Source organism: Labilibaculum euxinicum (assembly GCF_963678175.1).
Lineage (GTDB): Bacteria > Bacteroidota > Bacteroidia > Bacteroidales > Marinifilaceae > Labilibaculum > Labilibaculum euxinus.
The window spans coordinates 3,224,810-3,248,655 of sequence record NZ_OY782756.1 but is presented as its reverse complement, the minus strand read 5'-3'; the positions used below and the strand labels follow the sequence as shown (position 1 = coordinate 3,248,655).

The window sequence follows — 23,846 nt, the reverse complement described above, 5'->3', positions numbered from 1 at the left end:
TTTTTAGTGCGAAGCCAGGAAATGATTTTATCTTTTAAACTTAAGGACCTTAAGAAATGAATAGAAATCCCCATTCCATATCATTTAGTAACGACTTTTATAAATCCGAGAGTCGTTGCCTTAATTCAAGAAACACCCAAAGATGGAGGTGATCAATTTTTTGCTTGTCTAATCCGTTGAGCAAATATAACACAATTAAATCTATATATGCAATTATTATTGTTAAATATATGGGCGGAAACGTTTGAAAAGTAAAAAAAACATGATAATTATCATTGCAAAGGTTTGCATGATATTCAGGCATTTATAAAAATAAGAGACATTTGTCTGAAAAGAAAGCGAAGGAATTGTCTTTTGAAATTTATGTTTAGTACTGAAAAGAAGATTACTTATTGTTTGTTTCAACAACAGGTTGAACTTTTAATAATTTTAACAATCGTCTTTCAATCCATTTGGGTAAATATTTTCCAAACTTGGAAATGAATTGTTTCCCTAAAATATAAATTGAAGAATAAAAGAAAACTTTATTCAGAAGGTAAACGGATGCCGTTAACAGAATGATTTTATTAGAACCCGATAGAATAAAAGGTAAGGAGAGATAAAGGAAGAAAGTAACAACAGCTAAGCCCAACAACACAAATCCAACAATTTTTTTTAACTCCATGATAATTTCAAATCTTTTTAAATTTAGATACTAAAGCAATTCTACGGCGCAATTTATAAATGGTTGCTAAAAAAATGAATTTAGAACTGTTAAAAAACTATAATACACTATTATTTAGACTAAAAGATATTATTTCATCTAAATTGTTTGATTGAATTCCATCCGTCATCTTTACTAAAAAACATGAAATTTCAGAAAGATGAGTGCTGATTATTGATGGAATTTCATTAAAAACACAATGAAATTTATACGCAAAGGTTTTAAATAAGGATGAACTAAAAAAAAGATGGTTTTATTAGGATATTACTGTTTTTTGCATTTATCTTTGTAGACAACAAATAAGAACAGGTATGGAAAATTTACAAATTATTCGACGACGCTTTATTAGATCTTTATCCAAACGATAAGGTGTAAGCTCTGGCATATTTAATTTTCCAAGCTTTCCATATCGGGAAGCCTTTTTTTTGAATTTGAAACAACAGAAAAAAACATCAAATGATTTTATTTTACAACATACAACGACGAAGACAGAGCGCTCCTTTAGGAAAAGCGGTTGGTGTCGTATTGTCTTGTAATCAATGATTAGCAGCAATATTTAAAAGGCTTACCGTTTTTATCGGTAAGCCTTTTTTTTGAAACTATATAATCACAAATAGAAATGGAGCAAATTATCTATACACAAAGCCGACGCCATTTGCGTAGTAACTGTTACCCAGGGGGAACGGATGAGCTTGCTATTTCTGTTATTGAAATATCATAATTAACAAGCTTACTGTTTTCGGACGGTAAGCTTTTTTTGTATAAACTAAAAACTAAAAAAAATGAATTTTTTCAACTCCTTAGACTTTCGAAGACGCTGTTTTCGGGAACAAAACAACCAGACCGCAAGAGCGGATTTTTTTGTAGAATTAAATAACAGGTGGTTGTGCTTAACAGCAGTCGCACTTTTTTGGGAAATTTAGATTATTTAGAATAAAATGATAGATACTTCAATGGAAATTGAGCAAAAATTAAGTGTCATTATAGCAGGTTTAAGGCATTACGAATATGCCCAGAAAATTTGTGATATGATTGAGAGTGCTGCGAAAATCCGCGGTACCGGAATTGCTAAAAGAGAAGCTTTGTACATCGTACAAAAAATTCAGGAAGGAAAGGCAATTATTGCCTTTGATCAGGATAAAGTGATTGGTTTCTGTTATATAGAAACTTGGGAACACGGCAAGTATGTAGCTAATTCGGGACTAATTGTTGATCCTGATTACAGAGCTGTAGGTTTAGCTAAAATGATTAAAGCTAAAGCATTCGAGTTATCCAGAAAACGTTATCCTGAGGCCAAAATATTTGGACTCACCACCAGTCTTCCTGTAATGAAAATCAATTCAGAATTAGGATACAGACCAGTTACCTTTTCGGAGCTGACTACAGATGATACATTTTGGAAAGGATGCAGTGGTTGTGTGAATTACGACATATTGCAGCGAACCAATCGGAAAATGTGTTTGTGTACAGGTATGCTGTTTGATCCCAATAAAAAGGATAAAAAGTAATTATTCTGAAAGGAAAGCAATTTAATCAATTTATCAACAAGATTTTGAAAATCTACAAATAACAATATAATGACATCAACTAAGAAAAAAGTAGTATTAGCATATAGCGGAGGTTTAGATACAACATACTGTGCACTTTATTTGTCTAAGGAGTTAAACATGGATGTGTACACAGTATTGGGGAATACAGGTGGTTTCAGCAATGAAGAATTAGCTGAAATAGAGAACAGGACAAAACAACTGGGAGTTGTTCAGCATGCCTCACTTGATATTACCGAAGAATACTACGATAAATGCATTAAATACATGATAATGGGAAATGTTTTAAAAAACAATACATATCCATTGTCTGTAAGCTCTGAAAGAGCATTTCAAGCCATGGCAATTGCTCAATATGCCCATTCCATTGATGCTGATTATATCGCTCACGGTAGTACCGGAGCTGGTAACGATCAGATAAGATTTGATCTTATTTTTAAAATAATGGCTCCCAATGCCGAAATCATTACTCCAACCAGAGATATGCAATTAAGCAGGGAAACAGAAATTAATTATTTGAAAGAAAATGGCATTTCGGCCAATTTCGAAAAAATGAAATATTCCATTAATGCAGGAATCTGGGGTACAAGTATCGGTGGAAAAGAAACACTTACTTCAGATCAACCTCTTCCTGAAGATGCCTATCCAAAACAGGTTGTTAAAACCGAATCGGAGAAACTGACCATAGGATTCGAAAAGGGAGAATTGGTTAGTGTGAATGGAGAAAAAGTACAACATCCTTTGGATGCAATTAAAAAAATTGAAGCAATTGGTTCTCAATTTGGCATTGGAAGAGACATGCACATTGGCGACACAATTATTGGAACAAAAGGAAGGGTTGCATTTGAAGCTGCTGCGCCTTTAATGATTATTAAGGCTCATCAAACTCTTGAAAAACACACGCTTACCAAATGGCAAATGCATTGGAAAGAGCAAATTGCCAATTTTTATGGAATGTTGTTGCACGAAGCTCAGTACTTAGAGCCGGTAATGAGAAACATGGAGACTTTTCTTCTTGACACTCAAAAAAAGGTAACAGGAACAGTTATTTTAAATTTAAATCCAAAATATTTCTTTGTAGAAGGTATTACTTCACCTAACGACTTAATGACTGATTTATTTGGTCAGTACGGCGAAAGCAGTAAAGGATGGACAGCAGATGATGCAAAAGGATTTACCAATATTCTGGCTAATTCATTGAAGATCTATTACACCGTAAATAAACAGTAGTTATGGTGAATGTAGGAATTATAGGTGGAGCAGGATATACGGCGGGAGAATTGTTGAGGATTTTAATTTGGCATCCACAGGCAAATATCAGTTTCGTGCAAAGTACAAGCCATATGGGACATCCGGTATCGGATGTCCATAGGGATTTGTTAGGAGATACTGATTTGTCATTTTCCGAAGCGGATTATAAGGCAATTGATGTTTTATTTATCTGTTCGGGACATGGGAAAACCAAATTGTTTTTGAAAGAGAATAATTTACCTGAGACGGTCAAAATTATCGATTTAAGTACTGATTTCAGACCAAAAGCAAATGAAAAAGGTTTTGTTTACGGATTGCCCGAAATTAATAAAGCCAAAATTGCAAATGCTGATAAAATAGCCAATCCGGGATGTTTTGCTACGTGTATTGAATTGGGATTATTGCCTTTAGCTAATGAAAGTAAATTGAAGGAGGAGGTTCATGTTACTGCAATAACAGGATCAACTGGTGCAGGACAGAATCCAACATCAACTTCACATTTTAGCTGGAAAAACAACAATGTTTCCGTATACAAAGCATTTACTCATCAGCATTTGGCTGAGATAACAGAAACGGTTTTGCAACTTCAACCCAATTTCGATAAAGAAATCAATTTTATTCCCGTTAGAGGAAACTTTAGCCGAGGAATAATGGCCACAATCTATACCGATTGTGATTGGTCTGCTGAAGAGGCCGTTGAGAAGTACAAAACATATTATAAAAATCATCCATTCGTTTCAATATCAAATATATCGCCCGATGTAAAGCAGGTTGTAAATACAAACAAATGTGTGTTGTATCTTGAAAAGCACGGTAGTAAACTGATGATTATTTCAGTGATTGATAATTTATTGAAAGGGGCTTCTGGTCAGGCAGTTCAGAATATGAATTTATTATTTGGAATGCCCGAAATATTAGGACTGGGCTTAAAGCCGGTTGGATTTTAAAAAAGAAAGAAATGGAATTATTTAACGTATATAATTGTTACGATATAAACCTGGTTAATGGGAAAGGATCAAGCATATCTGACGATAAAGGAAATAAATATTTAGATTTTTATGGTGGACATGGTGTGATTTCAATTGGTCACAGTCATCCACACTATATTTTCAGAATGGAGCACCAACTTCATTGTTTAGGCTTTTATTCGAATGCAGTAAGAAATGATATGCAGGAGAAATTGGCTAATAAATTGGGGACACTTTCAGGATACGATGATTACAATCTGTTCTTGTGTAACTCAGGAGCCGAAGCCAATGAAAATGCTTTGAAAGTGGCATCTTTTCACACAGGTAAATCGAAAATTGTTGCAATTAAAGGAGCTTTTCACGGAAGAAGCAGTGGTGTTTTAGCAATAACAGATAATCCCGCATTATCATCAGAATTTAATGCAAAACACGATGTTGTTTTTATAGAGATGAATGACATCCCTGCACTTGAAAAGGCTCTTGGGAAAAATGACATTGCAGCAGTGATTATTGAAGGAATACAAGGTGTGAACGGTGTTGTTGAACCATCGGTTGAATTCTTAAAATCTGTCGAAAGTTTGTGTAAAACTCACAAAGCAATGCTTATTTTGGATGAGATTCAGTCAGGCTATGGAAGAACAGGGAAATTTTTCGCACATCAGCATGCTGGTATTAAGGCAGATATTATAACTACTGCGAAAGGAATGGGCAATGGATTTCCAATTGCCGGAGTAATTATCTCACCTGCAATAAAAGCATGGAGCGGAATGTTAGGAACAACCTTTGGGGGAAATCATTTGGCATGTGCTGCAGGAATGGCTGTTTTAGAGGCTATCGAAGAAGAACAGTTAATCGATAATGCAAACAGATTAGGAGAGTATCTGATCTCTGAATTAAAAAATAATAAAGCAATAAAAGCAATAAGGGGGAGAGGATTAATGATTGGTATTGATCTTGAGGATATGCCTAAAATCAGGAAACAACTTCTTGAGGAATATGGAATTTTTACAGGATCATCAGGTAGTACAACGCTTCGTTTACTGCCACCACTTTCAATTACCAAAAAAGAGGTGGATCAATTCATTCAAGCATTTCAAAAACTAACCCAAATTGTATTGACATGATAGATTTAACTGTTGTAAAAATTGGTGGTAACGTAATTGACGATACCGAAAAACTAAATGATTTTCTCGATGCATTTTCAAATTTAAACGGCAAGATTGTATTGGTTCACGGAGGTGGAAAACTAGCATCCGATTTAGCAGGCAAACTTGGAGTTCAAACCAAAATGGTGGATGGAAGACGCATAACTGATGCCGAAAACCTGAAGTTGGTTACTATGGTTTATGCCGGACTAATTAATAAGAACATTGTTGCTGCGTTACAAGCTCGTGGAGTAAATGCAATGGGGATGTGTGGTGCCGATTTGGATCTTATAAGAGCTGAGAAAAGAAGCAATACAAAGGTCGATTTTGGTTTTGTTGGTGATGTTACAGCAGTGAATACCCTGGCTTTATGCAAGCAGATTGAATGCAATTCGGTTTTGGTTATTGCTCCGATTACTCATGATGGCAAGGGGCAATTATTCAACACCAATGCCGATACAGTGGCAACAGAAGTAGCCGTTGCTTTAAGTCGTTTCTATAAGGTGAAATTGATTTATAGTTTCGAAAAACTTGGTGTATTGATGAATGCGGAGGATGACAGCAGTGTAATGCCTGTTCTTTCTAACGTAAAATGCTCCGAAATGGTGAAATTGGGCAAGATAAATACAGGAATGCTGCCCAAAACACAAAATGCATTTTATGCCTTATCAAAAGGAGTGGAAGAGGTGGTAATCGGGAATTTTGTTTCGATGGAGACAAATCATTCCTCAGGAACACAAATTATTAATTCTTAGCTTATGCATATGGATTTAAAAAAGTATACTGAAATAGCCTTGACCACACTTAAGCAATTGATTTCTATTCAATCATACAGCAAAGAAGAAAATCAAGTTGCAGATGTAATGGAGCAGAAACTAACTGATTTTGGATATCAGGTACACCGTAAAGGAAATAATGTATGGGCTTTCAATAAGGATTTTGATGATAAAAAGCCGGTTTTGCTACTAAATTCTCATTTAGACACCGTAAAACCTTCTGAAAAGTATACCAAAGATCCTTTCAATCCGGAGGTGTCCGACGGCAAATTGTACGGACTGGGGAGCAATGATGCGGGTGGCTGTCTGGTTTCTCTTTTCGCAAGCTTTCTGGCATTAGAGGGAACAAATCAGGCTTATAACCGTGTTTTTGTAGCATCTGCAGAAGAGGAAATATCAGGAACCGGAGGTTTTGAGCTGGTGCAGGAAGAAATAGGACGAATTGATGTTGGAATTGTTGGCGAACCAACATTGATGGAAATGGCCATTGCCGAAAAAGGCTTGATGGTGCTGGATTGCGATGCAATTGGTGTTCCCGGACATGCGGCCCGTAACGAGGGTGTTAACTCAATAACTATTGCAATGAGAGATATAGAATGGCTTCATTCTTATAAATTTGCTTTGGAATCTGAGATACTGGGAGCAGTAAAAATGACAGTAACACAGATCAATGCAGGGAAACAGCACAATGTAATTCCATCATCCTGCAAATTTGTAGTTGATGTTCGCACGAATGAGCATTATTCTAACGAAAAGGCATTTGCAATCATCAAAGAAAAGTTGGAAAGTAATGTTACAGCCCGATCCTTTAGAATGAATTCTTCAGGAATACCATTGGAGCACCCGTTAATTCAGACAGGATTGAACTTAGGTATGAAATATTACGGTTCTCCAACCACATCCGATCAGGCTATTATGAAGGGATTTCCAACTTTAAAATTGGGGCCCGGAGATTCTGCCAGATCTCATACCGCTGATGAGTTCATCTACATTGACGAAATTGAAAAAGGAATTGAAAAATATTATAACTTGTTGAACGGTTTGAAAATATAACCTCAGCTAAGTTAACAAGAAGTAAAAAACGGATTAAACACGAACACCTAACTTTAAAGAGAATTACTATGAAACTTTGGGATAAAGGCGTAAAAGTTGATAAAAAAATTGAACAATTCACTGTTGGAATGGACCGGGAATTGGATTTGCAACTTGCAGCGTTTGATGTGCTGGGATCGCTTGCACACATTGAAATGCTCGAATCCATCGGATTATTGGAAAAAACAGAATTGAAATTGATTCAGGAAGAATTACGGAAAATTTATTCCTCGATAAAAAACAATGATTTTGTGATTGATGATGGAACAGAGGATGTTCATTCTCAAATTGAATATCAATTGACTTTAGCTTTAGGTGATATTGGAAAAAAGATTCATAGCGGCCGATCAAGAAACGATCAGGTTCTTTTAGATTTAAAGCTTTTTACAAGAAATAAACTGGAAGAAATTGTTCGGGAAGGAAGATTGCTTTTTGATGAGTTGATTGCAAAGAGTAATGAGAATAAGGATGTCTTAATTCCTGGTTACACTCACCTGCAAGTAGCTATGCCATCCTCATTTGGCTTGTGGTTTGGAGCCTATGCCGAAAGCTTATCAGATGATATGATGGTGTTGCAGGCTGCTTATAAAGTGGTTAATCAGAATCCGTTAGGATCAGGAGCCGGTTACGGATCTTCTTTTCCGTTAAACCGGCAAATGACTACTGACTTACTAGGATTTAGAGATTTAAGTTACAATGTAGTTTATGCACAAATGGGGCGTGGAAAAATGGAATTTACCGTTCTTTCAGCCTTGGCAAACATGGCCATGACAATTGGAAAATTAGCTATGGATGCCTGTTTGTATAACTGTCAGAATTTTAACTTTTTAAGTTTTCCTGATGAATTAACAACAGGAAGCAGTATCATGCCTCATAAAAAGAATCCTGATGTTTTTGAGTTGATTCGGGCTCATGCAAATGCATTGCAGATGTTGCCGGCACAAATTCAGGCAGTAACGTCAAACCTTCCTTCCGGATATCATAGAGACTATCAGCTTACAAAGGAATTTTTTATGCCTGCTTTCGATAAAATGATTGCTTGTCTGGAAATGACACGAATCATGCTTTCCGAAGTGAAAATCAATAAAGATGTTTTAAAGGATGAACGTTATAAGTACATGTTTACAGTGGAAGAAGTGAACCAGATGGTGCTTAACGGTGTTCCTTTCCGGGATGCTTATAAAAAGATAGGACAAATCGTGGAAGAAGGTACTTTCAAATACGAAGGTAAAGTGAATCATGTTCACGAAGGCAGTATTGGGAATTTATGCAATGATAAAATTGTTGATAAGATGAATGATATTTTCATTGGTTTTAATTTTAACAAAACCAAAGAGGCTTACATGAACTTATTGAATAGAATTTAGACCAGTTTAAAAGAAATTTATATTTAACCATTTTATAGAACTTTTATGTCAGGAGAGACAAAAGCTAAATTAATTTTACAGGATGGATCGGAATATATCGGTACATCATTTGGTTATCAGGAATCCATTTCCGGAGAAATGGTGTTTAATACTGCAATGACCGGATATCCGGAGAGTTTAACCGATCCTTCGTACCGCGGACAAATTCTGGTTAGTACATTTCCACTGATTGGAAATTATGGAGTGCCGGGAACATTGCAGGAAGATGATTTGTTTCGTTTTTATGAGTCGGAAAAAATTCAGGTGTCTGCATTTATTGTGTCCGATTATACCGAGGAATTCAGTCATTGGAATGCGAGTTTAAGCCTTGGAGACTGGATGAAACAACACAAAATACCAGGAATTTATGGTGTTGATACCCGTGCATTAACCAAAAAGCTTCGCGAGCAAGGCAGTATGCTTGCCAAAATTGTATTTGAGGGCAAAGAACCTGAATGGAAAGATCCAAATCTGGAGAATCTTGTAGCTCAGGTAAGCACACCGGAAAAAATTGTTTACGGAAATGGAAAACACAAAGTAGTATTGTTGGATTGTGGTGTGAAAAACAACATTATCCGTTGTTTATTAAAAAGAGATACCACAGTAATCAGAGTTCCACACGATTACGACTTCACCAAGGAGGAATACGATGGATTATTCATATCCAATGGTCCTGGTGATCCAAAACAAAATACAAAAGCAATCGCTAATCTAAAAACAGTTTTCGGTCAGGATACACCAATTATGGGTATTTGTCTGGGAACACAATTAATGGCTCTTGCTGCTGGCGCTGATACTTATAAGCTGAAGTACGGACACCGTAGTCACAATCAGCCGGTTGTTTTAAAAGGAAGCAAGCGTTGTTTTATTACCTCTCAAAATCACGGGTACGCCATTAATATGGATACCTTACCAAAAGAGTGGGAACCATTGTTTGTTAATGCCAATGATGGCACATGCGAAGGATTAAAGCACACAAACAAACCATTTTTTGCATCTCAGTTTCACCCCGAAGCTTCCAGTGGCCCTACAGATACCGAATTTCTGTTCGATGATTTCATTAAAATGATGGAAGATCATAAAGGTAAAAGTTAAAAAGAGAAAGTTTAAAGTTGAAAAAAAGCCTCATTATTCTTATTCTCCCTTTCAGGGGAGATGTCCGAAGAACAGAGGAGGGTATTTTTAAAGAAAAACAATTATCAATTAACAGCCAAAAGCGATAAGCTAATGGCTCTCAGCTTAAGAAAAATGATAAAAGACAACATAAAGAAAGTACTGGTATTAGGTTCCGGAGCACTTAAAATTGGTGAAGCAGGGGAGTTTGACTATTCTGGATCACAGGCATTAAAAGCAATGAAGGAAGAAGGTATTCATACTGTACTTATCAATCCCAATATTGCAACCGTACAAACTTCAAAAGGAATTGCCGATCAAATTTATTTTTTGCCGGTTACACCTTATTTTGTAGAACAGGTTATCTTAAAAGAAAAGCCTGATGGAATCCTTTTAGCTTTTGGAGGACAAACTGCATTAAACTGTGGTATTCAGCTTTTCAATGCCGGATTGCTAAAGAAATACAATCTTCAGGTTTTAGGGACTCCAATCGAGACCATTATTAAAACTGAAGACAGAGAGATATTTGCCAACGAGCTTCGAGGAATCGATGTGAAAACCCCACAGTCTTTCGCCGTTGAATCCATTCCTGAAGCATTAAAAGCGGCAGAAAAACTAGGTTTTCCGATTATAGTTCGCGCAGCCTTTACTTTAGGTGGACAAGGAAGTGGATTCTGTTCGAATATGGCTGAATTGGAGAAGTTGGCTGAAAATGCTTTGTCCTATTCAAGTCAGATATTGGTTGAGGAATCACTAAAAGGATGGAAAGAAGTAGAATATGAAGTGGTTAGGGATGCGTATGACAACTGTATTACAGTTTGTAATATGGAAAATTTCGATCCGCTGGGAATTCATACAGGTGAGAGTATCGTTATTGCACCATCGCAAACGCTGACCAATTCGGAGTACCACAAACTAAGATCATTAGCTATTAAAATTATTCGTCACTTTGGCGTTGTGGGAGAATGTAACGTTCAGTATGCTCTTGATCCTAATTCGGAAGATTACCGTGTAATTGAAGTAAATGCCCGTTTATCAAGATCATCTGCATTGGCTTCGAAAGCTACCGGTTATCCTTTGGCCTTTGTTGCTGCTAAACTTGGTTTGGGTTATGCCTTGCACGAACTTAAAAATGCTGTAACAAAAACAACAACAGCTTGTTTCGAACCTGCATTAGATTACGTAGTTTGTAAAATTCCACGTTGGGATTTAAATAAGTTTGAAGGCGTAACCAAAGAGATTGGTTCCAGCATGAAGAGTGTAGGGGAAGTAATGGCCGTTGGTCGTAATTTCGAGGAAGCCGTTCAAAAAGGTTTGCGTATGATTGGACAGGGAATGCACGGATTTGTTGGGAATGTTCATTCGAAGTTCGACGATGTTGATCAGGAATTAACTCATCCAACTGATATGCGTATTTTCTCTATCGCACAAGCTTTTGAAAAAGGATATTCCATTGACAAAATACATGATCTTACCAAAATTGATAAATGGTTCCTAAGCAAACTGGAACACATCACAAAATTGAAATGGGATCTTCAGAAATACAATAACTTACAGGAATTACCTGACACTTTACTGAAAGCAGCAAAAGTATACGGTTTTTCCGATTTCCAGTTAGCACGCTTTGTTTTGAAACCAGAGAGAACTGATATGGAATCGGAGCTTTTAGAAGTGAGGAAACACCGTAAAGCAAAAGGAATTGTTCCGGTTGTTAAACAAATTGACACACTTGCAGCAGAGTACCCTGCACAAACCAACTACGTTTATTTGACTTACAGTGGTGATGAAAATGACATTACTTATGCAGACGATAATCAATCCGTTATTGTGCTGGGTTCAGGTGCATACAGAATTGGATCATCGGTAGAGTTTGACTGGTGTAGTGTGAATGCGCTGAACGCGGTAAACAAAGAAGGATTACGATCAGTAATGATCAATTACAATCCGGAAACGGTAAGTACCGATTACGATGTGTGTGATCGTTTGTACTTTGATGAACTTTCTTTCGAAAGAGTATTGGATATTATCGATTTGGAATCACCCCGCGGTGTAATTGTATCGGTTGGAGGGCAGATTCCTCAGAACCTATCAATGCGTTTGCACAAGGCAGGTGTAAAAGTCTTGGGAACATCTCCTGAATCGATTGACAGAGCCGAAAACCGCCAGACATTTTCAGCTATGCTTGATGAATTGAAAATTGATCAGCCTAGATGGAATGAATTAACCAGCAAGGAAGCGATTAATGACTTTATTGATGAAGTAGGTTTTCCTGTATTAATCAGACCAAGTTATGTGCTTTCCGGTGCTGCAATGAATGTGGTTTCGAACAAGGATGAATTAGGCCATTTTCTGGATTTAGCTGCGCAGGTATCGAAACAGTATCCGGTTGTTGTTAGTGAATTTATTCAGGAAGCAAAAGAGATCGAGTTTGACGGAGTAGCCAAAAATGGTGAAATTATTATTGATGCCATTTCGGAACATGTTGAGTTTGCCGGAGTGCATTCGGGAGATGCTACTTTGGTATTTCCACCGCAAAAACTGTATTTCGAAACCATTCGCAGAATTCGTAAAATTGCTGGTAAAATTGCAAAATCGCTGAACATTACCGGACCTTTTAATATGCAGTTACTGGCAAAGGATAATGACATTAAGGTTATCGAGTGCAACCTGCGTGCAAGTAGAAGTTTTCCTTTTGTTTCGAAGGTAATGAACTTTAATTTTATCGAAACTGCCACTCAGGCAATGTTAGATGTTCCTATTCCAAACAATTTACCTTCGATGTTCGAATTGGAGCATATTGGGATAAAAGCCTCTCAGTTTTCCTTTTCAAGATTGTCGAAAGCAGATCCGGTTTTGGGTGTAGATATGTCATCAACCGGTGAAGTTGGCTGTATAGGAGCTGATTACTACGATGCAATATTAAAAGCAATGTTATCAGTTGGTTACCGCATACCGAAGAGTGCAATTCTAATCAGCAGTGGTCCTATTCGCTCGAAAGTGGAACTTTTAAAAAGTGCGAAGATGCTTGAAGAGAAAGGACACAAATTGTATGGAACAAGAGGTACCGCAAAATTCCTGGAAGAGAACGGAATTACCATCGAAAGTGTAGGTTGGCCCGATGAAGATGTTGAAATAACAGCTCAGAATTTGATAAAAGAACGCAAAGTTGATTTGGTGATTAACATCCCCAAAAACTTAAGCAAATCGGAGTTGAATAACGATTATCTGATCAGAAGAACTGCCATCGACTTAAACATACCATTAATCACCAACGCGCGTTTGGCTTCAGCCTTTATCTATTCATTCTGTAAAAAATCAATAGAAGATTTAGGAATTGACAGTTTCAGCGATTACGTAGATCAAAAGCAGGAGTGGTAAAATATAACTTTTGGTACTCTCACTCTAAGTGAGGGTATCAATTCTTTTAAAAGCTTATTGCTTTTCGGCAATTTGCAAACCTGATAGCATTGTAATACTTTATATTATTTTAGCCCCGGCAGTTTTTAAAACCTGTCGGGGCTTTTGTGTTGATGCATCCCTTACAATGAAATAAGAATTTCCCTACCTATAGGGAAGGTCTTTCCCTTGCACAAGGGAAAGGTACTGTCTGGTGCAAGGGAAAGCTTTGGAGTAGTACAAGGGAAGAGTATTGCGTAACACAAGGGAAAAATTTGGAGCAGTGCAAGGGAAATTATCCGGGTGATACAGGGGAGTTTAATAAGCAAAATAAAAGCCGGATCAACCGGCTTTCTATGTACTATTTTACGCTAAGAGTTTTGTCGTAATACCCAATAGTAAGCTTTTTGTTGTTCTTGGCAATACATCTTACTTGTAATTCGTAATTGCCGGCAGTTAATTCAGGAATTTGAAAAATTTGAGTGCTGTCGGTGTTGGTTACATATACCGCAACCCGATATTCTGTGCCATCTTCAGCAAACAGGAATATTCCTTGATTTTCGTCCGAAGTATCCATTTTTAATCGTTTTCCCTTTAATTCACCCACACCATTAGGCAGAAGACTGTTTGTTTCCTGACCAATGGAATGATCCGTAAAGCTATAGATGTCGATGATGCTCTTTTTACGGTCAATTTTGTGAAGTTTGCTCGAATCAGCAACTGCTTTTAACAATACGCCCGGTGATGATTTAAAACGCAGTTTGTGACGGGATCCATCAAAGCTGTCATCCCAATTAGTGAACACTCCGGTAATACTTGGTGAAATATTTAGTAACGGCGTATTGATGGAATAGCCTTTTTCCAAATTCTCTGTTACCACAGTTTCAATACGCTTAAACATACTTTCAGCTTCGTATGGGGTAATTCCAGTGCCTTCGGCACAACATTCTTTAATTAAATCTTCGCGGGTTAACACACCAATTGGCGAAGGTTTGGCAATGCAGTCGTCCGGAGCATCTGTTAATGCATTTAAGTGCAAATAATATTCAATCATCTTAATAAAGTATTGGTTTTTATTTCTAAAATATCTTTTGAATGTACATTATAATTACATTATGAACAAACTATATAATATTAATATGCTAAATTTTAATTTATATGGATTACAAAAACGCTTGTATGCCCTTTTGAAATTGCAATACAGAAGCTGAAATAAAGTAAGTTCAATTCAAAATGTATTTGGTATTGCTTACTGATAATAGAAAACAAACATAACTGTGTAAGATATTTATCTTATATATATTTTAAATAATAGGGTAGTTGTGTTTTGCAAATTGAATCAATCATTTGTATTATAAGGCATATATTTTTATATCAAAAAAAAATATATTTAATATAGTTCAATGCTAATGAATATAGTACTTTGATGAATATACAAATGCTGATGAGAGATAATAACTAATAAAGTTTATTGCTTTTTTGGGTTACCTTTTGGCTTTATGGGGAATAAAGGGGTGGTAATTGATTTGTTATTTTGAAAATAGTGAGTATTAAGACTAAATATTCATTCAAAATTTATTCAATCTATTATCAAGTGATAACTATTTAAAAATTTACTTATGAAAACAAAATTTTACTCTTTTTGGGTATGTGCCATTGCTCTTACCCTGGTTTCAACATTTAACGCTTTAGCTCAAAAGCGGGAACACATTAAGATCGATCCGAATAATCGAAGCGACAAAAACGAGGTGACACTGAAATCATCAGTTGGCAACGATTATGTGCTTGATTTCACGTTGAACTCTTACGATCTTAAATGGATTGAAGCAGAAAATGCCTATAAGGTTGAAGCAAATGGTATGGGTGATATTCTTGAAAAAGGAAATCCGGCACTGCCTCGTTTCGCCCGGTCCATAATGATTCCTGCCAGTGCCGATATGCAGGTCGAGATCGTTTCTTCAGAGTTTATAGAACTGACCGATATTAAGATTGTCCCTTCAAAAGGGAATCTTACCAGAGATATCGATCCTAAAACAATTCCCTATCAATACGGAGAAATTTATCAGACTGATGCATTTTATCCATCAGTATTAGCTTCGGTGAATGAACCGTATATATTACGAAGCGTTCGTGGCCAGGCAGTTGTTGTTCAGCCAATCGCTTACAATCCTATTCAAAAAAAGCTCAGGATTTATACTCACATTGAGATGAAGGTGAGTCCAAGCGGAAGAATATCAACAAAAAATGCAATGTCAGGTACAAAATCAACTACTGCAGATAATGGTTTCGAAAAAGTATATCAAAACCATTTTTTAAATTATACCAGTAACAGCACCAAATACACGGCTCTTAATGATGCTCCGGGAAACATGTTGATTATCTGTTATGATGATTTCATGGACGAGATGGCTGATTTTGTGGCTTGGAAAAAACAAAAAGGAATATCAGTTGAAATGATTGCTGTAAGTACAATTGGTAATGCTTCGGCAATTAAAACCTATGTAAGCAACTACTACAACACTCATGGATTGACCTATCTTTTATTGGTAGGCGATGCTCCGCAGGTTCCTACATCATATACCAGTGCCGGCGATTCTGACAACAACTATGGTTTTATCGTTGGTAATGATCACTATATCGACATCTTTGTTGGTCGGTTTTCTGCCGAAAATGCAGCTCAGGTAACAACTCAGGTTGATAGAACCATTCATTACGAAAGAGATGTAACAACAGCCGACACATGGCTGTCTTCAGGAGTAGGAATTGCATCCAACGAAGGTTCCAATCCTTCTGATGCTGAACACATGAATACCATCGAAAACAAATTGGAAGGGTACGGATATAGTATCTCCCGCTGCTATCAGGATGGAGGAAGTGCAAGCCAATTGACCAGTTTGCTGAATTCCGGCAAAAGTTTAATCAATTATGTAGGTCATGGTTCCAATACCAGTTTTGCGAGTATGGTATACACAAGCACCAATGTAAATAGCCTGACCAACAATAACAAGCTTCCCTTTATTTTCGATGTGGCTTGTGTGAATGGAAACTTTAAATCAATCACCTGCTTTGCCGAAGCATGGTTAAGAGCCACAAACAATGGTGTGCCTGCAGGAGCTATGGCAATTTGTGCTTCTACCATCAATCAATCGTGGGTGCCGCCTATGATAGCCCAAACTGAGATGAATGATATTTTAGTGGAGAGTTACGCCAACAATATTCGTAGAACCTTTGCCGGTTTGGCTTTGAATGGAATGTTTAAAATGGTTGATGTTTACGGATCGGGTGGAGAAACCATGTTGGATACATGGACCATATTCGGAGATCCATCTTTACAGGTTAGAACCAAAACTCCCGGCAGTCTGCAAGTAAGTCATGCAGGCACCATTGCTCCCAACAGCAATCAATTAGCAGTTACTTGTGCAACCGAAGACGCATGGGTTTCCTTGACCTTAAACGGCGAAATTTTAGGGACAGCAAAAATCAGCAATGGAACGGCAACAGTCTCTTTCAGTCCCTTACCTGCAAACGGAACAGTAAAAATTACAGTAAGTGCCTATAATAAAATGCCTTATGTGGCAAGCATAAATATTTCAGGATCGGGAGATACTGATGTAATTGCCAATTTTACGGCAAACAAAACCTCCATTTATGAAGGAGAAAGCATTAATTTTACTGATTTGTCATCAAACAATCCAACAGCCTGGAACTGGTCTTTTACAGGAGGAACTCCAACTGTAAGCAGCTCTCAAAACCCAACTGTAAGCTACGATACAGAGGGAACCTATTCTGTTTCATTAACTGCGTCTAAAACAGGTAGTACAGATACAAAAACAGTCACTGATCTGATTACAGTAAGTACTCCAATTCAGCAAGATTACTGCGAAGCAACAACAAACGGATGCAGTTCATATGAATATATTTCGGGTGTGATATTTGAAACAATCAATAATAGTTCAGTCTGTAATCAATATTCCGATTACACATCGCAATTGGCATCTGTTGAGCCAGGCGGGACTTATGCTGTAACTGTTAATATTGGTCGTCCGGATGCAAACAATTATGTGACAGCATGGTTCGATTGGAACCGGGATGGTGACTTTGAAGATTCGGAAGAAGAATATGCATTAAGTTTTAGTATTAGCGGTGGACTAGGCCAGGCAGTAGGTGCCGTTTCGGTTCCAGATGATGCAAGTTTGGGAACAACACGAATGAGGATTCGTGTTACCTATAATGCAACACCCTTGGCTTGTGGAAATGCAAGCTATGGCGAAATAGAAGATTATGGAGTACAAGTACAGGATAGCAGGAGTGAAAGAGAACGGGCTATTGCTGACAATGTAACAATCAGCCTCTATCCAAACCCAACCACTGATTCTTTTAAAATAGAACTAAACGGCATTTCAAGCACAATGAAAATAAAGATTGTTGGCCTTACAGGAAATGTAATTCGAACATTCAATACCGATGGATCAAAAGAAATTGATGTGAGTAGTTTGAGTACCGGAATATATATGGTACAGATAGATGCTGACGGTAAAAGCTGGACAAAAAAATTAATCGTAAAGTAATAAATTGATATGCTTTACAATCTTGAACTGCTGAGATTCCCGCTCAGCAGTTCTTTTTTTTATACATTCCTACTTGTAATGAGAAGTTGAAACAGTTATTTTAATTGCGGTTTCTTCAAATATTACTAGATTTAGCCTTTCAATAAAAAACAATTTAATGGTGAATTACATATACAATCTAAAGTTTAAAGTCCGCGATTACGAGTGTGACATTCAGGGAGTTGTAAACAACTCTGTTTATCAGAATTACTTGGAACATGCACGACATGAGTTTTTAGAATCCATAGGAACTAATTTTAAAGCATTGCATGAACAGGGAACAGATGCTATGGTTTCGAGAATTGAGATTGACTACAAAACTTCACTAACCAGCGGCGACGAATTCGAAGTACGCTTAAACATTGAACGGGAAGGAGTGAAGTTGGTCTTTAATGAAGATATCTATCGTTTATCTGACAACAAACTTTGTGCAAAGGGGAAAGTATATACAATATGTCTGGTAAAGGGCCGTCTCTCGAAAGGAGAAGTTTTCGACGAACTGTTTTCTGAATATCTGGCTTAGATAAAAGGAATTTTGTCACAAAAAAAGGATCAGCAACCAACTGATCCTTTTAAAACTAAATTTTAACCTTAATCTCAATCTATGATAAAACTACTTATTTTTATTTCCTTTTGTCTACATCACAAAGATAAGGCAATGCATGGTTAAGAGCTGCTAAGGAACGTTAAATAAGATTAAAAGAATACTGTATCCGCTATAGAATCCTATCTGCCAATTCGCAATATATAGCTTGGGTTACTATTTTTTTTGATTTTTTTCAAATCTTTCTATAACTTGCAAGTAAGAAAACCTTCCGTTATTAAATACCACCAAAATTTCAGGACATCACAATTGTAACGTATAGCATGCTTCGCGAGTCTATGCTTAAGTATTGTGAAATTCTAAATTAGAAATCATGTTTGATCTGGATAAGTGGCAGGAAATTTTTGAAACCATTCGAAAAAACAAACTCCGAACTATTCTTACCGGTTTCAGTGTATCCTGGGGTATTTTCATGTTAATTATTTTACTAGGATCGGGTAATGGTCTGCAAAATGGTGTTTTGGATCAATTCAAACGAGATGCCGTGAATAGCCTCTGGATTTACAGTGGGAGAACCAGTCTTCCATTTAGCGGCATGAAGGCTGGCCGAAGAATTCAATTTACCAATGATGATTATCAAAAAACAAAAGATTCCGGCTTGGATATTGATAAAATAAGTTCCAGGTATTCCATTTTCAGGAACAATTTAATTTCTTACAAAACAGAGTTTGTCAATTACAATATTATTGCAGTTCACCCGGATACAGAGACTTTAGAGAGCACTTCGAATATAAAAGGGCGCTTCTTAAATGATATAGATGTTAAAAATTTCAGAAAAGTAGTAGCCATTAGCACTGTAGTTGAAGAAGCCTTGTTTAAAAGAGAAAATCCTATTGGTAAATACGTAAAAATAAACGGAATTCCATTTCAGGTTATAGGAACTTTTACAGATTACTCAGAAAGGGATTTGCAGCGCGTTTATGTTCCCATATCTACGGCTCAAAAAGTATTCAACGGAGCCAATCGAATATCAAATATGTCTTTCACAACAAATACTCCGGATATTGAATCACTTCAGGCCATGGAGCAGTATTTAAGAAAATCATTTGCAACCCGGCATAAATTTGATGTGACAGACAGAAGAGCGATGTGGATCAATAACAATATGGAAAACTATCAACGGACAATGGCTCTGTTTTCCGGAATTCGAATTTTTGTTTGGATAATAGGCATATTTACAATTATTGCAGGAATTGTAGGAGTCAGCAACATCATGATAATTGTTGTGCGTGAACGCACCAAGGAAATAGGAATCCGTAAAGCACTGGGAGCTACTCCAAATTCAATAGTTGGTTTGGTGTTACTCGAATCAGTTTTAATTACTAGTGCTGCCGGATATATTGGCTTGGTTCTAGGGGTAATACTACTGGAAGTACTGGCACCACATACTCAAATAGAGTTTTTTATGAATCCGTCAGTCGACTTAAGCGTTGGCATACAGGCAACTTTAGTACTCGTTTTTGCCGGCTTACTGGCTGGTTTTTTTCCGGCATGGAAAGCTGCTAATGTTAGACCAATAGAAGCTTTGGCTCACGAATAAAAATACTAATCTGAAAATTATAACAGAATGTTTGATCGAGATAGATGGACTGAAGTATATATGGCTCTTAAAAGCAATAAATTAAGAACCTTTTTAACTGCATTCGGTGTTTTTTGGGGAATTTTCATGCTTATTATTATGCTGGGTTCCGGGAAAGGACTTGAAAATGGTGTGTATTATGGAATGGGGGATTTTGCTACAAATTCAGTTTTTATCTGGACCCAACCAACAAGCAAACCCTATAAAGGATATAAGCAGGGACGCAGGTATCATTTTACGAATCAGGACACTAAAGCGATTCTAGATAATATCCCTGAAGTAAAACTGTTGGCGCCCAGAATTCAGGCACGTGGCGGTGATGGTGATAATAATGTCATCAGAGGTTTAAAAACCGGCGCTTTTAGTATTCTTGGTGATGTCCCTGAAGTGAACTTAATTGATCCGGTAATCATAACCGATGGCCGATTTTTGAATCAGGTTGATATTAATGATACCCGAAAAGTTGCGGTAATTGGAGAAAGGGTGATTGAGGTATTGTTTGAAAAAGATGAAAATCCAATAGGAGAATATATTAAGCTTAATGGTGTTTATTTTCAGGTTGTTGGCACCTTCAAGTCCATGCACAACCAAGGATGGGGAGAATGGCAGAATCAATCTATTTTTATACCGTTTACTACACTTCAAAAAACATATAATTATGGGAATAGAGTAGGTCATTATTCCATTACATCTAAAAGTGAATATACTGCAACCTTTGTTGAGGAGAAAGTTAAGGCTTTACTTAAAAGGCGTCACTCAGTTCATCCAAATGATGATCGCGCCATAGGTAGTGAGAATATTGAAAAGGAATTTATTAAAATAAACAATTTATTTATTGGTATAGCAGGATTAATTTGGATTGTAGGTATAGGAACACTTATTGCCGGGATAATTGGAGTCAGTAATATTATGCTTTTTATTGTGAAGAAGCGTACAAAAGAAATAGGAATTCAAAGGGCTTTAGGAGCTTCTCCATCGGTAATTATTAGCTCTATTTTAACTGAATCGGTTGTTTTAACCGCAATTGCCGGATGGTTTGGACTTGTTTTTGGGGTGATTATTTTGGAACTTATAAATAAAGCCATTCAAAGTGGTGGTGGCGATAATTCCATGTTTACAAATCCAGAGGTAGATTTTAATGTGGCAATAATTGCTCTAGGAATTTTAATTCTCGCTGGAATTTTTGCCGGGATAATTCCAGCTAAACGGGCAATGGAGATTCGTCCGATCGACGCAATCCGTGATGAATAATTGAAGCATTACTTTTATTTTCTCCTTTGGCTTTCATAAACTATGATAGTATTCCTGTCATGAATGCAGAAATTCTGATTTCCAGCTCAAAACAGATTGTAAAAAGTGGCTCAGAAGGGAATTTTAGTTTTGAAGGAGTATTAAATGTAAAAATAAAGATAAGTGCGGATGGATTTGTAATTAAAACAGAAAATAGAGTTAAAAAGTAATTCTTCTAATTATATAAGGTCGGTAATCAGTTTTGAACGAGGGTGTCTAAAAAGGAATATTTTGTATCGGATTGTTATTTTGAGCGAAGTTGAAACATCTGTTTTTCAAAGTGAAAGATTCTTCGACTTCGCTCAGAATGACAATAAAACGATACTTTTTGGGCACCCTCATTTGTTTGATATCCTCTATCAGTTTAAAACAATCCTTCAATTGAAAGGTATCTTTCACCAGTATCATAATTAAAGGTGAGTACAGTGGCGCCATTTTCAATTTCAGTAAGTTTTTTGGCAACTGCAGCCAGTGATGCTCCCGTCGAAATTCCTGCGAGAATCCCTTCCGAGACAGCTAATTCTTTCACTTTCATGAATGCTTCCTCTTTCCCAACAGAAATAGCACCGTCTAAAATCTCAGTATTCAGATTTTTTGGTAAAAAGCCCGCACCAATACCTTGTAATGGGTGAGGCCCCGGTGCACCCCCTGCAATAACAGGTGAAGCTTCGGGCTCAACAGCAAACACTTTTAATTTAGGAAATTTAGCTTTCAATATTTCTGCGACACCGCTAATGTGGCCTCCGGTTCCAACACCTGTAATAAGATAATCCAGACCATCAGGAAAATCAGCAATAATTTCTTTAGCGGTTGTAGTTCTATGAATCTCAACATTTGCTTCATTGTCAAATTGTGAAGGCATCCATGAATTTTCATTACTGGCAAGTAACTCTTCTGCCTTTTGAATAGCACCCTTCATCCCAAGTTCTCTTGGCGTAAGTACAAATTCAGCTCCATAGGCAGCCATTAAACTCCTCCTTTCAACCGACATGGACTCAGGCATTACCAGAATAATTTTATATCCCTTAACGGCAGCAACCATTGCTAATCCAACTCCTGTATTACCAGAGGTCGGCTCAATTATTAAAGATCCTTCTTTAAGGGATCCATCCTTTTCCGCTGTTTCGATCATTGACAGAGCAATTCTATCCTTAATACTTCCACCAGGATTAGATCGTTCCAACTTCATCCATACGTTAGCATTTTTACCAAAAACTTTATTAAGTTTTACTATTGGAGTATTCCCAATCGCCTCTAAAATGTTATTTATTTTCATACAACTAAAATTTTTATATTTGAAAATTTATAATTTTACTTTCATCAAGGTTTGTTCTAACCTTAGTCTCATGTTTATGATATACAATACTATTTGATTCTACACTTGACGTTAACCAAACATTACCGCCAATAATACTGTTTCTTCCAATTACTGTATCACCTCCTAAAATGGTTGTGTTCGAATAGATAATTACATTGTCCTCAACAGTAGGATGTCTTTTTTTCTTGGCAAGACTCTTCTTTACCTGCAAAGCTCCAAGGGTAACTCCTTGGTAAATCTTAACGTTGTTTTTAATAATTGCCGATTCTCCAATAACAACACCTGTACCATGATCTATAAAAAAAGATTCCCCGATAGTTGCTCCGGGATGAATATCTATGCCTGTTTTTGTATGCGCGTACTCACACATTAAACGTGGAATTAAAGGAACATTTAAAAGATAAAGTACATTGCTTAGGCGATAAACCATAATTGCAAAAAAACCAGGGTAAGCAATAATTACTTCACCTATACTTCGCGCAGCAGGGTCAAATTTCTGAATTGCTTCAGCATCCATTAATAAATCACGATATACTTTTGGTAAGGTCTTCATAAAATCATGAGTAATCTTTTCCAGTGGCACATCCAGTTCATTTTTGACAGGAAGTAACAATAATCTCAATAATGACTCCAATTGATACAATAATGACTCTTGTTCATAGCAGCTATTAGATCTGCGGGCATTAATTGGAAACAATGAATTCATTGCTTCTTCCACAAACCGGTGGGCTAAATCCCTTCCAGGCATATCGTATTCTGAATTTTTTCTGGAAGCTTGCAGTTCTTCCATAACTTTGGACAAATAGGACATTGTTTTCTTGATTTAGAAAGTGATGAAAACACGTATGGAAAACTTATGGAATACAAGAATCCCCAGTGCAATATTTAATTATTTTGAAGTGGTTTGTCTTAATATTACCAACAACAAGAATACAAGTTACAACAACAACAACATATTTGATTGTTATTATAGTTGAAAGCAAATAATCTATGGCAATGCATTGGAGATTGAAATTCAGTAGAGTGCATAACTAACTTATCCGAAGAGATT

General features: G+C 36.7%; 18 protein-coding genes. 14 read left to right on the top strand and 4 right to left on the bottom strand.

What is annotated here, in order from left to right; all coding sequences use genetic code 11:
* Window positions 1–385: 385 nt before the first annotated feature.
* Entirely contained in the window at window positions 386–664 is a 279-nt protein-coding gene (locus ACY0M5_RS12920; protein WP_124993613.1) for a hypothetical protein, read from the bottom strand.
* Between the two features lie 977 nt (window positions 665–1,641).
* Between ACY0M5_RS12920 and ACY0M5_RS12915 the strand changes: the two genes are divergently transcribed.
* The 9 genes from ACY0M5_RS12915 to carB all read left to right on the top strand — a co-directional run bounded on the left by ACY0M5_RS12915 (window position 1,642) and on the right by carB (window position 13,379).
* The gene (locus tag ACY0M5_RS12915) at window positions 1,642–2,211 is read left to right on the top strand and encodes a GNAT family N-acetyltransferase (RefSeq protein ID WP_461629421.1); all 570 of its coding nucleotides are present in this window, start codon (window positions 1,642–1,644) and stop codon (window positions 2,209–2,211) included.
* A 69-nt stretch (window positions 2,212–2,280) separates the two neighbouring features.
* Window positions 2,281–3,480, top strand: a complete 1,200-nt coding sequence (locus ACY0M5_RS12910) for an argininosuccinate synthase (protein ID WP_156195333.1) — start codon at window positions 2,281–2,283, stop codon at window positions 3,478–3,480.
* Between the two features lie 2 nt (window positions 3,481–3,482).
* Window positions 3,483–4,448 (top strand): N-acetyl-gamma-glutamyl-phosphate reductase, encoded by a 966-nt coding sequence (argC, locus tag ACY0M5_RS12905; protein WP_461629420.1) that lies wholly within the window; start codon window positions 3,483–3,485, stop codon window positions 4,446–4,448.
* A gap of 11 nt (window positions 4,449–4,459) precedes the next feature.
* Window positions 4,460–5,593, top strand: a complete 1,134-nt coding sequence (locus ACY0M5_RS12900) for an aspartate aminotransferase family protein (protein WP_461629419.1) — start codon at window positions 4,460–4,462, stop codon at window positions 5,591–5,593.
* Window positions 5,590–6,369, top strand: coding sequence for an acetylglutamate kinase (argB, locus tag ACY0M5_RS12895; RefSeq protein ID WP_461629418.1), 780 nt, complete (start codon window positions 5,590–5,592; stop codon window positions 6,367–6,369). The genes ACY0M5_RS12900 and argB overlap by 4 nt, the downstream gene beginning before the upstream one ends.
* A gap of 9 nt (window positions 6,370–6,378) precedes the next feature.
* Entirely contained in the window at window positions 6,379–7,443 is a 1,065-nt protein-coding gene (locus tag ACY0M5_RS12890; RefSeq protein WP_124993732.1) for a M20 family metallo-hydrolase, read from the top strand.
* A 68-nt stretch (window positions 7,444–7,511) separates the two neighbouring features.
* Window positions 7,512–8,849 (top strand): argininosuccinate lyase, encoded by a 1,338-nt coding sequence (gene argH / locus ACY0M5_RS12885; RefSeq protein ID WP_461629417.1) that lies wholly within the window; start codon window positions 7,512–7,514, stop codon window positions 8,847–8,849.
* A 45-nt stretch (window positions 8,850–8,894) separates the two neighbouring features.
* Window positions 8,895–9,983: a glutamine-hydrolyzing carbamoyl-phosphate synthase small subunit gene (gene carA / locus ACY0M5_RS12880; protein ID WP_461629416.1), complete on the top strand. Its 1,089-nt coding sequence runs from the start codon at window positions 8,895–8,897 to the stop codon at window positions 9,981–9,983.
* Between the two features lie 153 nt (window positions 9,984–10,136).
* On the top strand, window positions 10,137–13,379 hold the full coding sequence (gene carB, locus ACY0M5_RS12875; protein WP_191991627.1) for a carbamoyl-phosphate synthase (glutamine-hydrolyzing) large subunit: 3,243 nt from the start codon (window positions 10,137–10,139) through the stop codon (window positions 13,377–13,379).
* Window positions 13,380–13,758: 379 nt separating this feature from the next.
* On the opposite strand, the gene ACY0M5_RS12870 is transcribed toward carB, so the two are convergent.
* A complete protein-coding gene (locus ACY0M5_RS12870; RefSeq protein WP_461629415.1) occupies window positions 13,759–14,451 on the bottom strand; it encodes a DNA-binding domain-containing protein in 693 nt (230 codons plus the stop codon).
* 565 nt (window positions 14,452–15,016) lie between these two features.
* On the opposite strand from ACY0M5_RS12870, the gene ACY0M5_RS12865 reads away from it, so the two are divergent.
* From ACY0M5_RS12865 to ACY0M5_RS12845, 5 genes are all read left to right on the top strand, one after another.
* On the top strand, window positions 15,017–17,965 hold the full coding sequence (locus ACY0M5_RS12865) for a C25 family cysteine peptidase (protein WP_461629414.1): 2,949 nt from the start codon (window positions 15,017–15,019) through the stop codon (window positions 17,963–17,965).
* 157 nt (window positions 17,966–18,122) lie between these two features.
* A complete protein-coding gene (locus ACY0M5_RS12860; protein WP_461629413.1) occupies window positions 18,123–18,527 on the top strand; it encodes an acyl-CoA thioesterase in 405 nt (134 codons plus the stop codon).
* Between the two features lie 394 nt (window positions 18,528–18,921).
* Entirely contained in the window at window positions 18,922–20,148 is a 1,227-nt protein-coding gene (locus tag ACY0M5_RS12855) for an ABC transporter permease (protein ID WP_461629412.1), read from the top strand.
* Window positions 20,149–20,175: 27 nt separating this feature from the next.
* Window positions 20,176–21,438: an ABC transporter permease gene (locus ACY0M5_RS12850; protein WP_461629411.1), complete on the top strand. Its 1,263-nt coding sequence runs from the start codon at window positions 20,176–20,178 to the stop codon at window positions 21,436–21,438.
* 59 nt (window positions 21,439–21,497) lie between these two features.
* The gene (locus ACY0M5_RS12845) at window positions 21,498–21,647 is read left to right on the top strand and encodes a hypothetical protein (RefSeq protein WP_461629410.1); all 150 of its coding nucleotides are present in this window, start codon (window positions 21,498–21,500) and stop codon (window positions 21,645–21,647) included.
* A gap of 194 nt (window positions 21,648–21,841) precedes the next feature.
* On the opposite strand, the gene cysK is transcribed toward ACY0M5_RS12845, so the two are convergent.
* Window positions 21,842–22,753, bottom strand: coding sequence for a cysteine synthase A (gene cysK / locus ACY0M5_RS12840; RefSeq protein ID WP_156197253.1), 912 nt, complete (start codon window positions 22,751–22,753; stop codon window positions 21,842–21,844).
* 13 nt (window positions 22,754–22,766) lie between these two features.
* On the bottom strand, window positions 22,767–23,606 hold the full coding sequence (locus tag ACY0M5_RS12835) for a serine O-acetyltransferase (RefSeq protein ID WP_101311488.1): 840 nt from the start codon (window positions 23,604–23,606) through the stop codon (window positions 22,767–22,769).
* Window positions 23,607–23,846 lie beyond the last annotated feature (240 nt).

Coding starts and splice junctions, on each gene's coding strand:
- ACY0M5_RS12915 (WP_461629421.1), top strand. CDS start 1,642: ATGATAGATACTTCAATGGAAATTGAGCAAAAATTAAGTGTCATTATA.
- carB (WP_191991627.1), top strand. CDS start 10,137: ATGATAAAAGACAACATAAAGAAAGTACTGGTATTAGGTTCCGGAGCA.
- argB (WP_461629418.1), top strand. CDS start 5,590: ATGATAGATTTAACTGTTGTAAAAATTGGTGGTAACGTAATTGACGAT.
- ACY0M5_RS12860 (WP_461629413.1), top strand. CDS start 18,123: ATGGTGAATTACATATACAATCTAAAGTTTAAAGTCCGCGATTACGAG.
- argH (WP_461629417.1), top strand. CDS start 7,512: ATGAAACTTTGGGATAAAGGCGTAAAAGTTGATAAAAAAATTGAACAA.
- cysK (WP_156197253.1), bottom strand. CDS start 22,753: ATGAAAATAAATAACATTTTAGAGGCGATTGGGAATACTCCAATAGTA.
- ACY0M5_RS12870 (WP_461629415.1), bottom strand. CDS start 14,451: ATGATTGAATATTATTTGCACTTAAATGCATTAACAGATGCTCCGGAC.
- ACY0M5_RS12900 (WP_461629419.1), top strand. CDS start 4,460: ATGGAATTATTTAACGTATATAATTGTTACGATATAAACCTGGTTAAT.
- ACY0M5_RS12855 (WP_461629412.1), top strand. CDS start 18,922: ATGTTTGATCTGGATAAGTGGCAGGAAATTTTTGAAACCATTCGAAAA.
- ACY0M5_RS12865 (WP_461629414.1), top strand. CDS start 15,017: ATGAAAACAAAATTTTACTCTTTTTGGGTATGTGCCATTGCTCTTACC.
- carA (WP_461629416.1), top strand. CDS start 8,895: ATGTCAGGAGAGACAAAAGCTAAATTAATTTTACAGGATGGATCGGAA.
- ACY0M5_RS12920 (WP_124993613.1), bottom strand. CDS start 664: ATGGAGTTAAAAAAAATTGTTGGATTTGTGTTGTTGGGCTTAGCTGTT.
- ACY0M5_RS12910 (WP_156195333.1), top strand. CDS start 2,281: ATGACATCAACTAAGAAAAAAGTAGTATTAGCATATAGCGGAGGTTTA.
- argC (WP_461629420.1), top strand. CDS start 3,483: ATGGTGAATGTAGGAATTATAGGTGGAGCAGGATATACGGCGGGAGAA.
- ACY0M5_RS12845 (WP_461629410.1), top strand. CDS start 21,498: ATGAATGCAGAAATTCTGATTTCCAGCTCAAAACAGATTGTAAAAAGT.
- ACY0M5_RS12835 (WP_101311488.1), bottom strand. CDS start 23,606: ATGTCCTATTTGTCCAAAGTTATGGAAGAACTGCAAGCTTCCAGAAAA.
- ACY0M5_RS12890 (WP_124993732.1), top strand. CDS start 6,379: ATGGATTTAAAAAAGTATACTGAAATAGCCTTGACCACACTTAAGCAA.
- ACY0M5_RS12850 (WP_461629411.1), top strand. CDS start 20,176: ATGTTTGATCGAGATAGATGGACTGAAGTATATATGGCTCTTAAAAGC.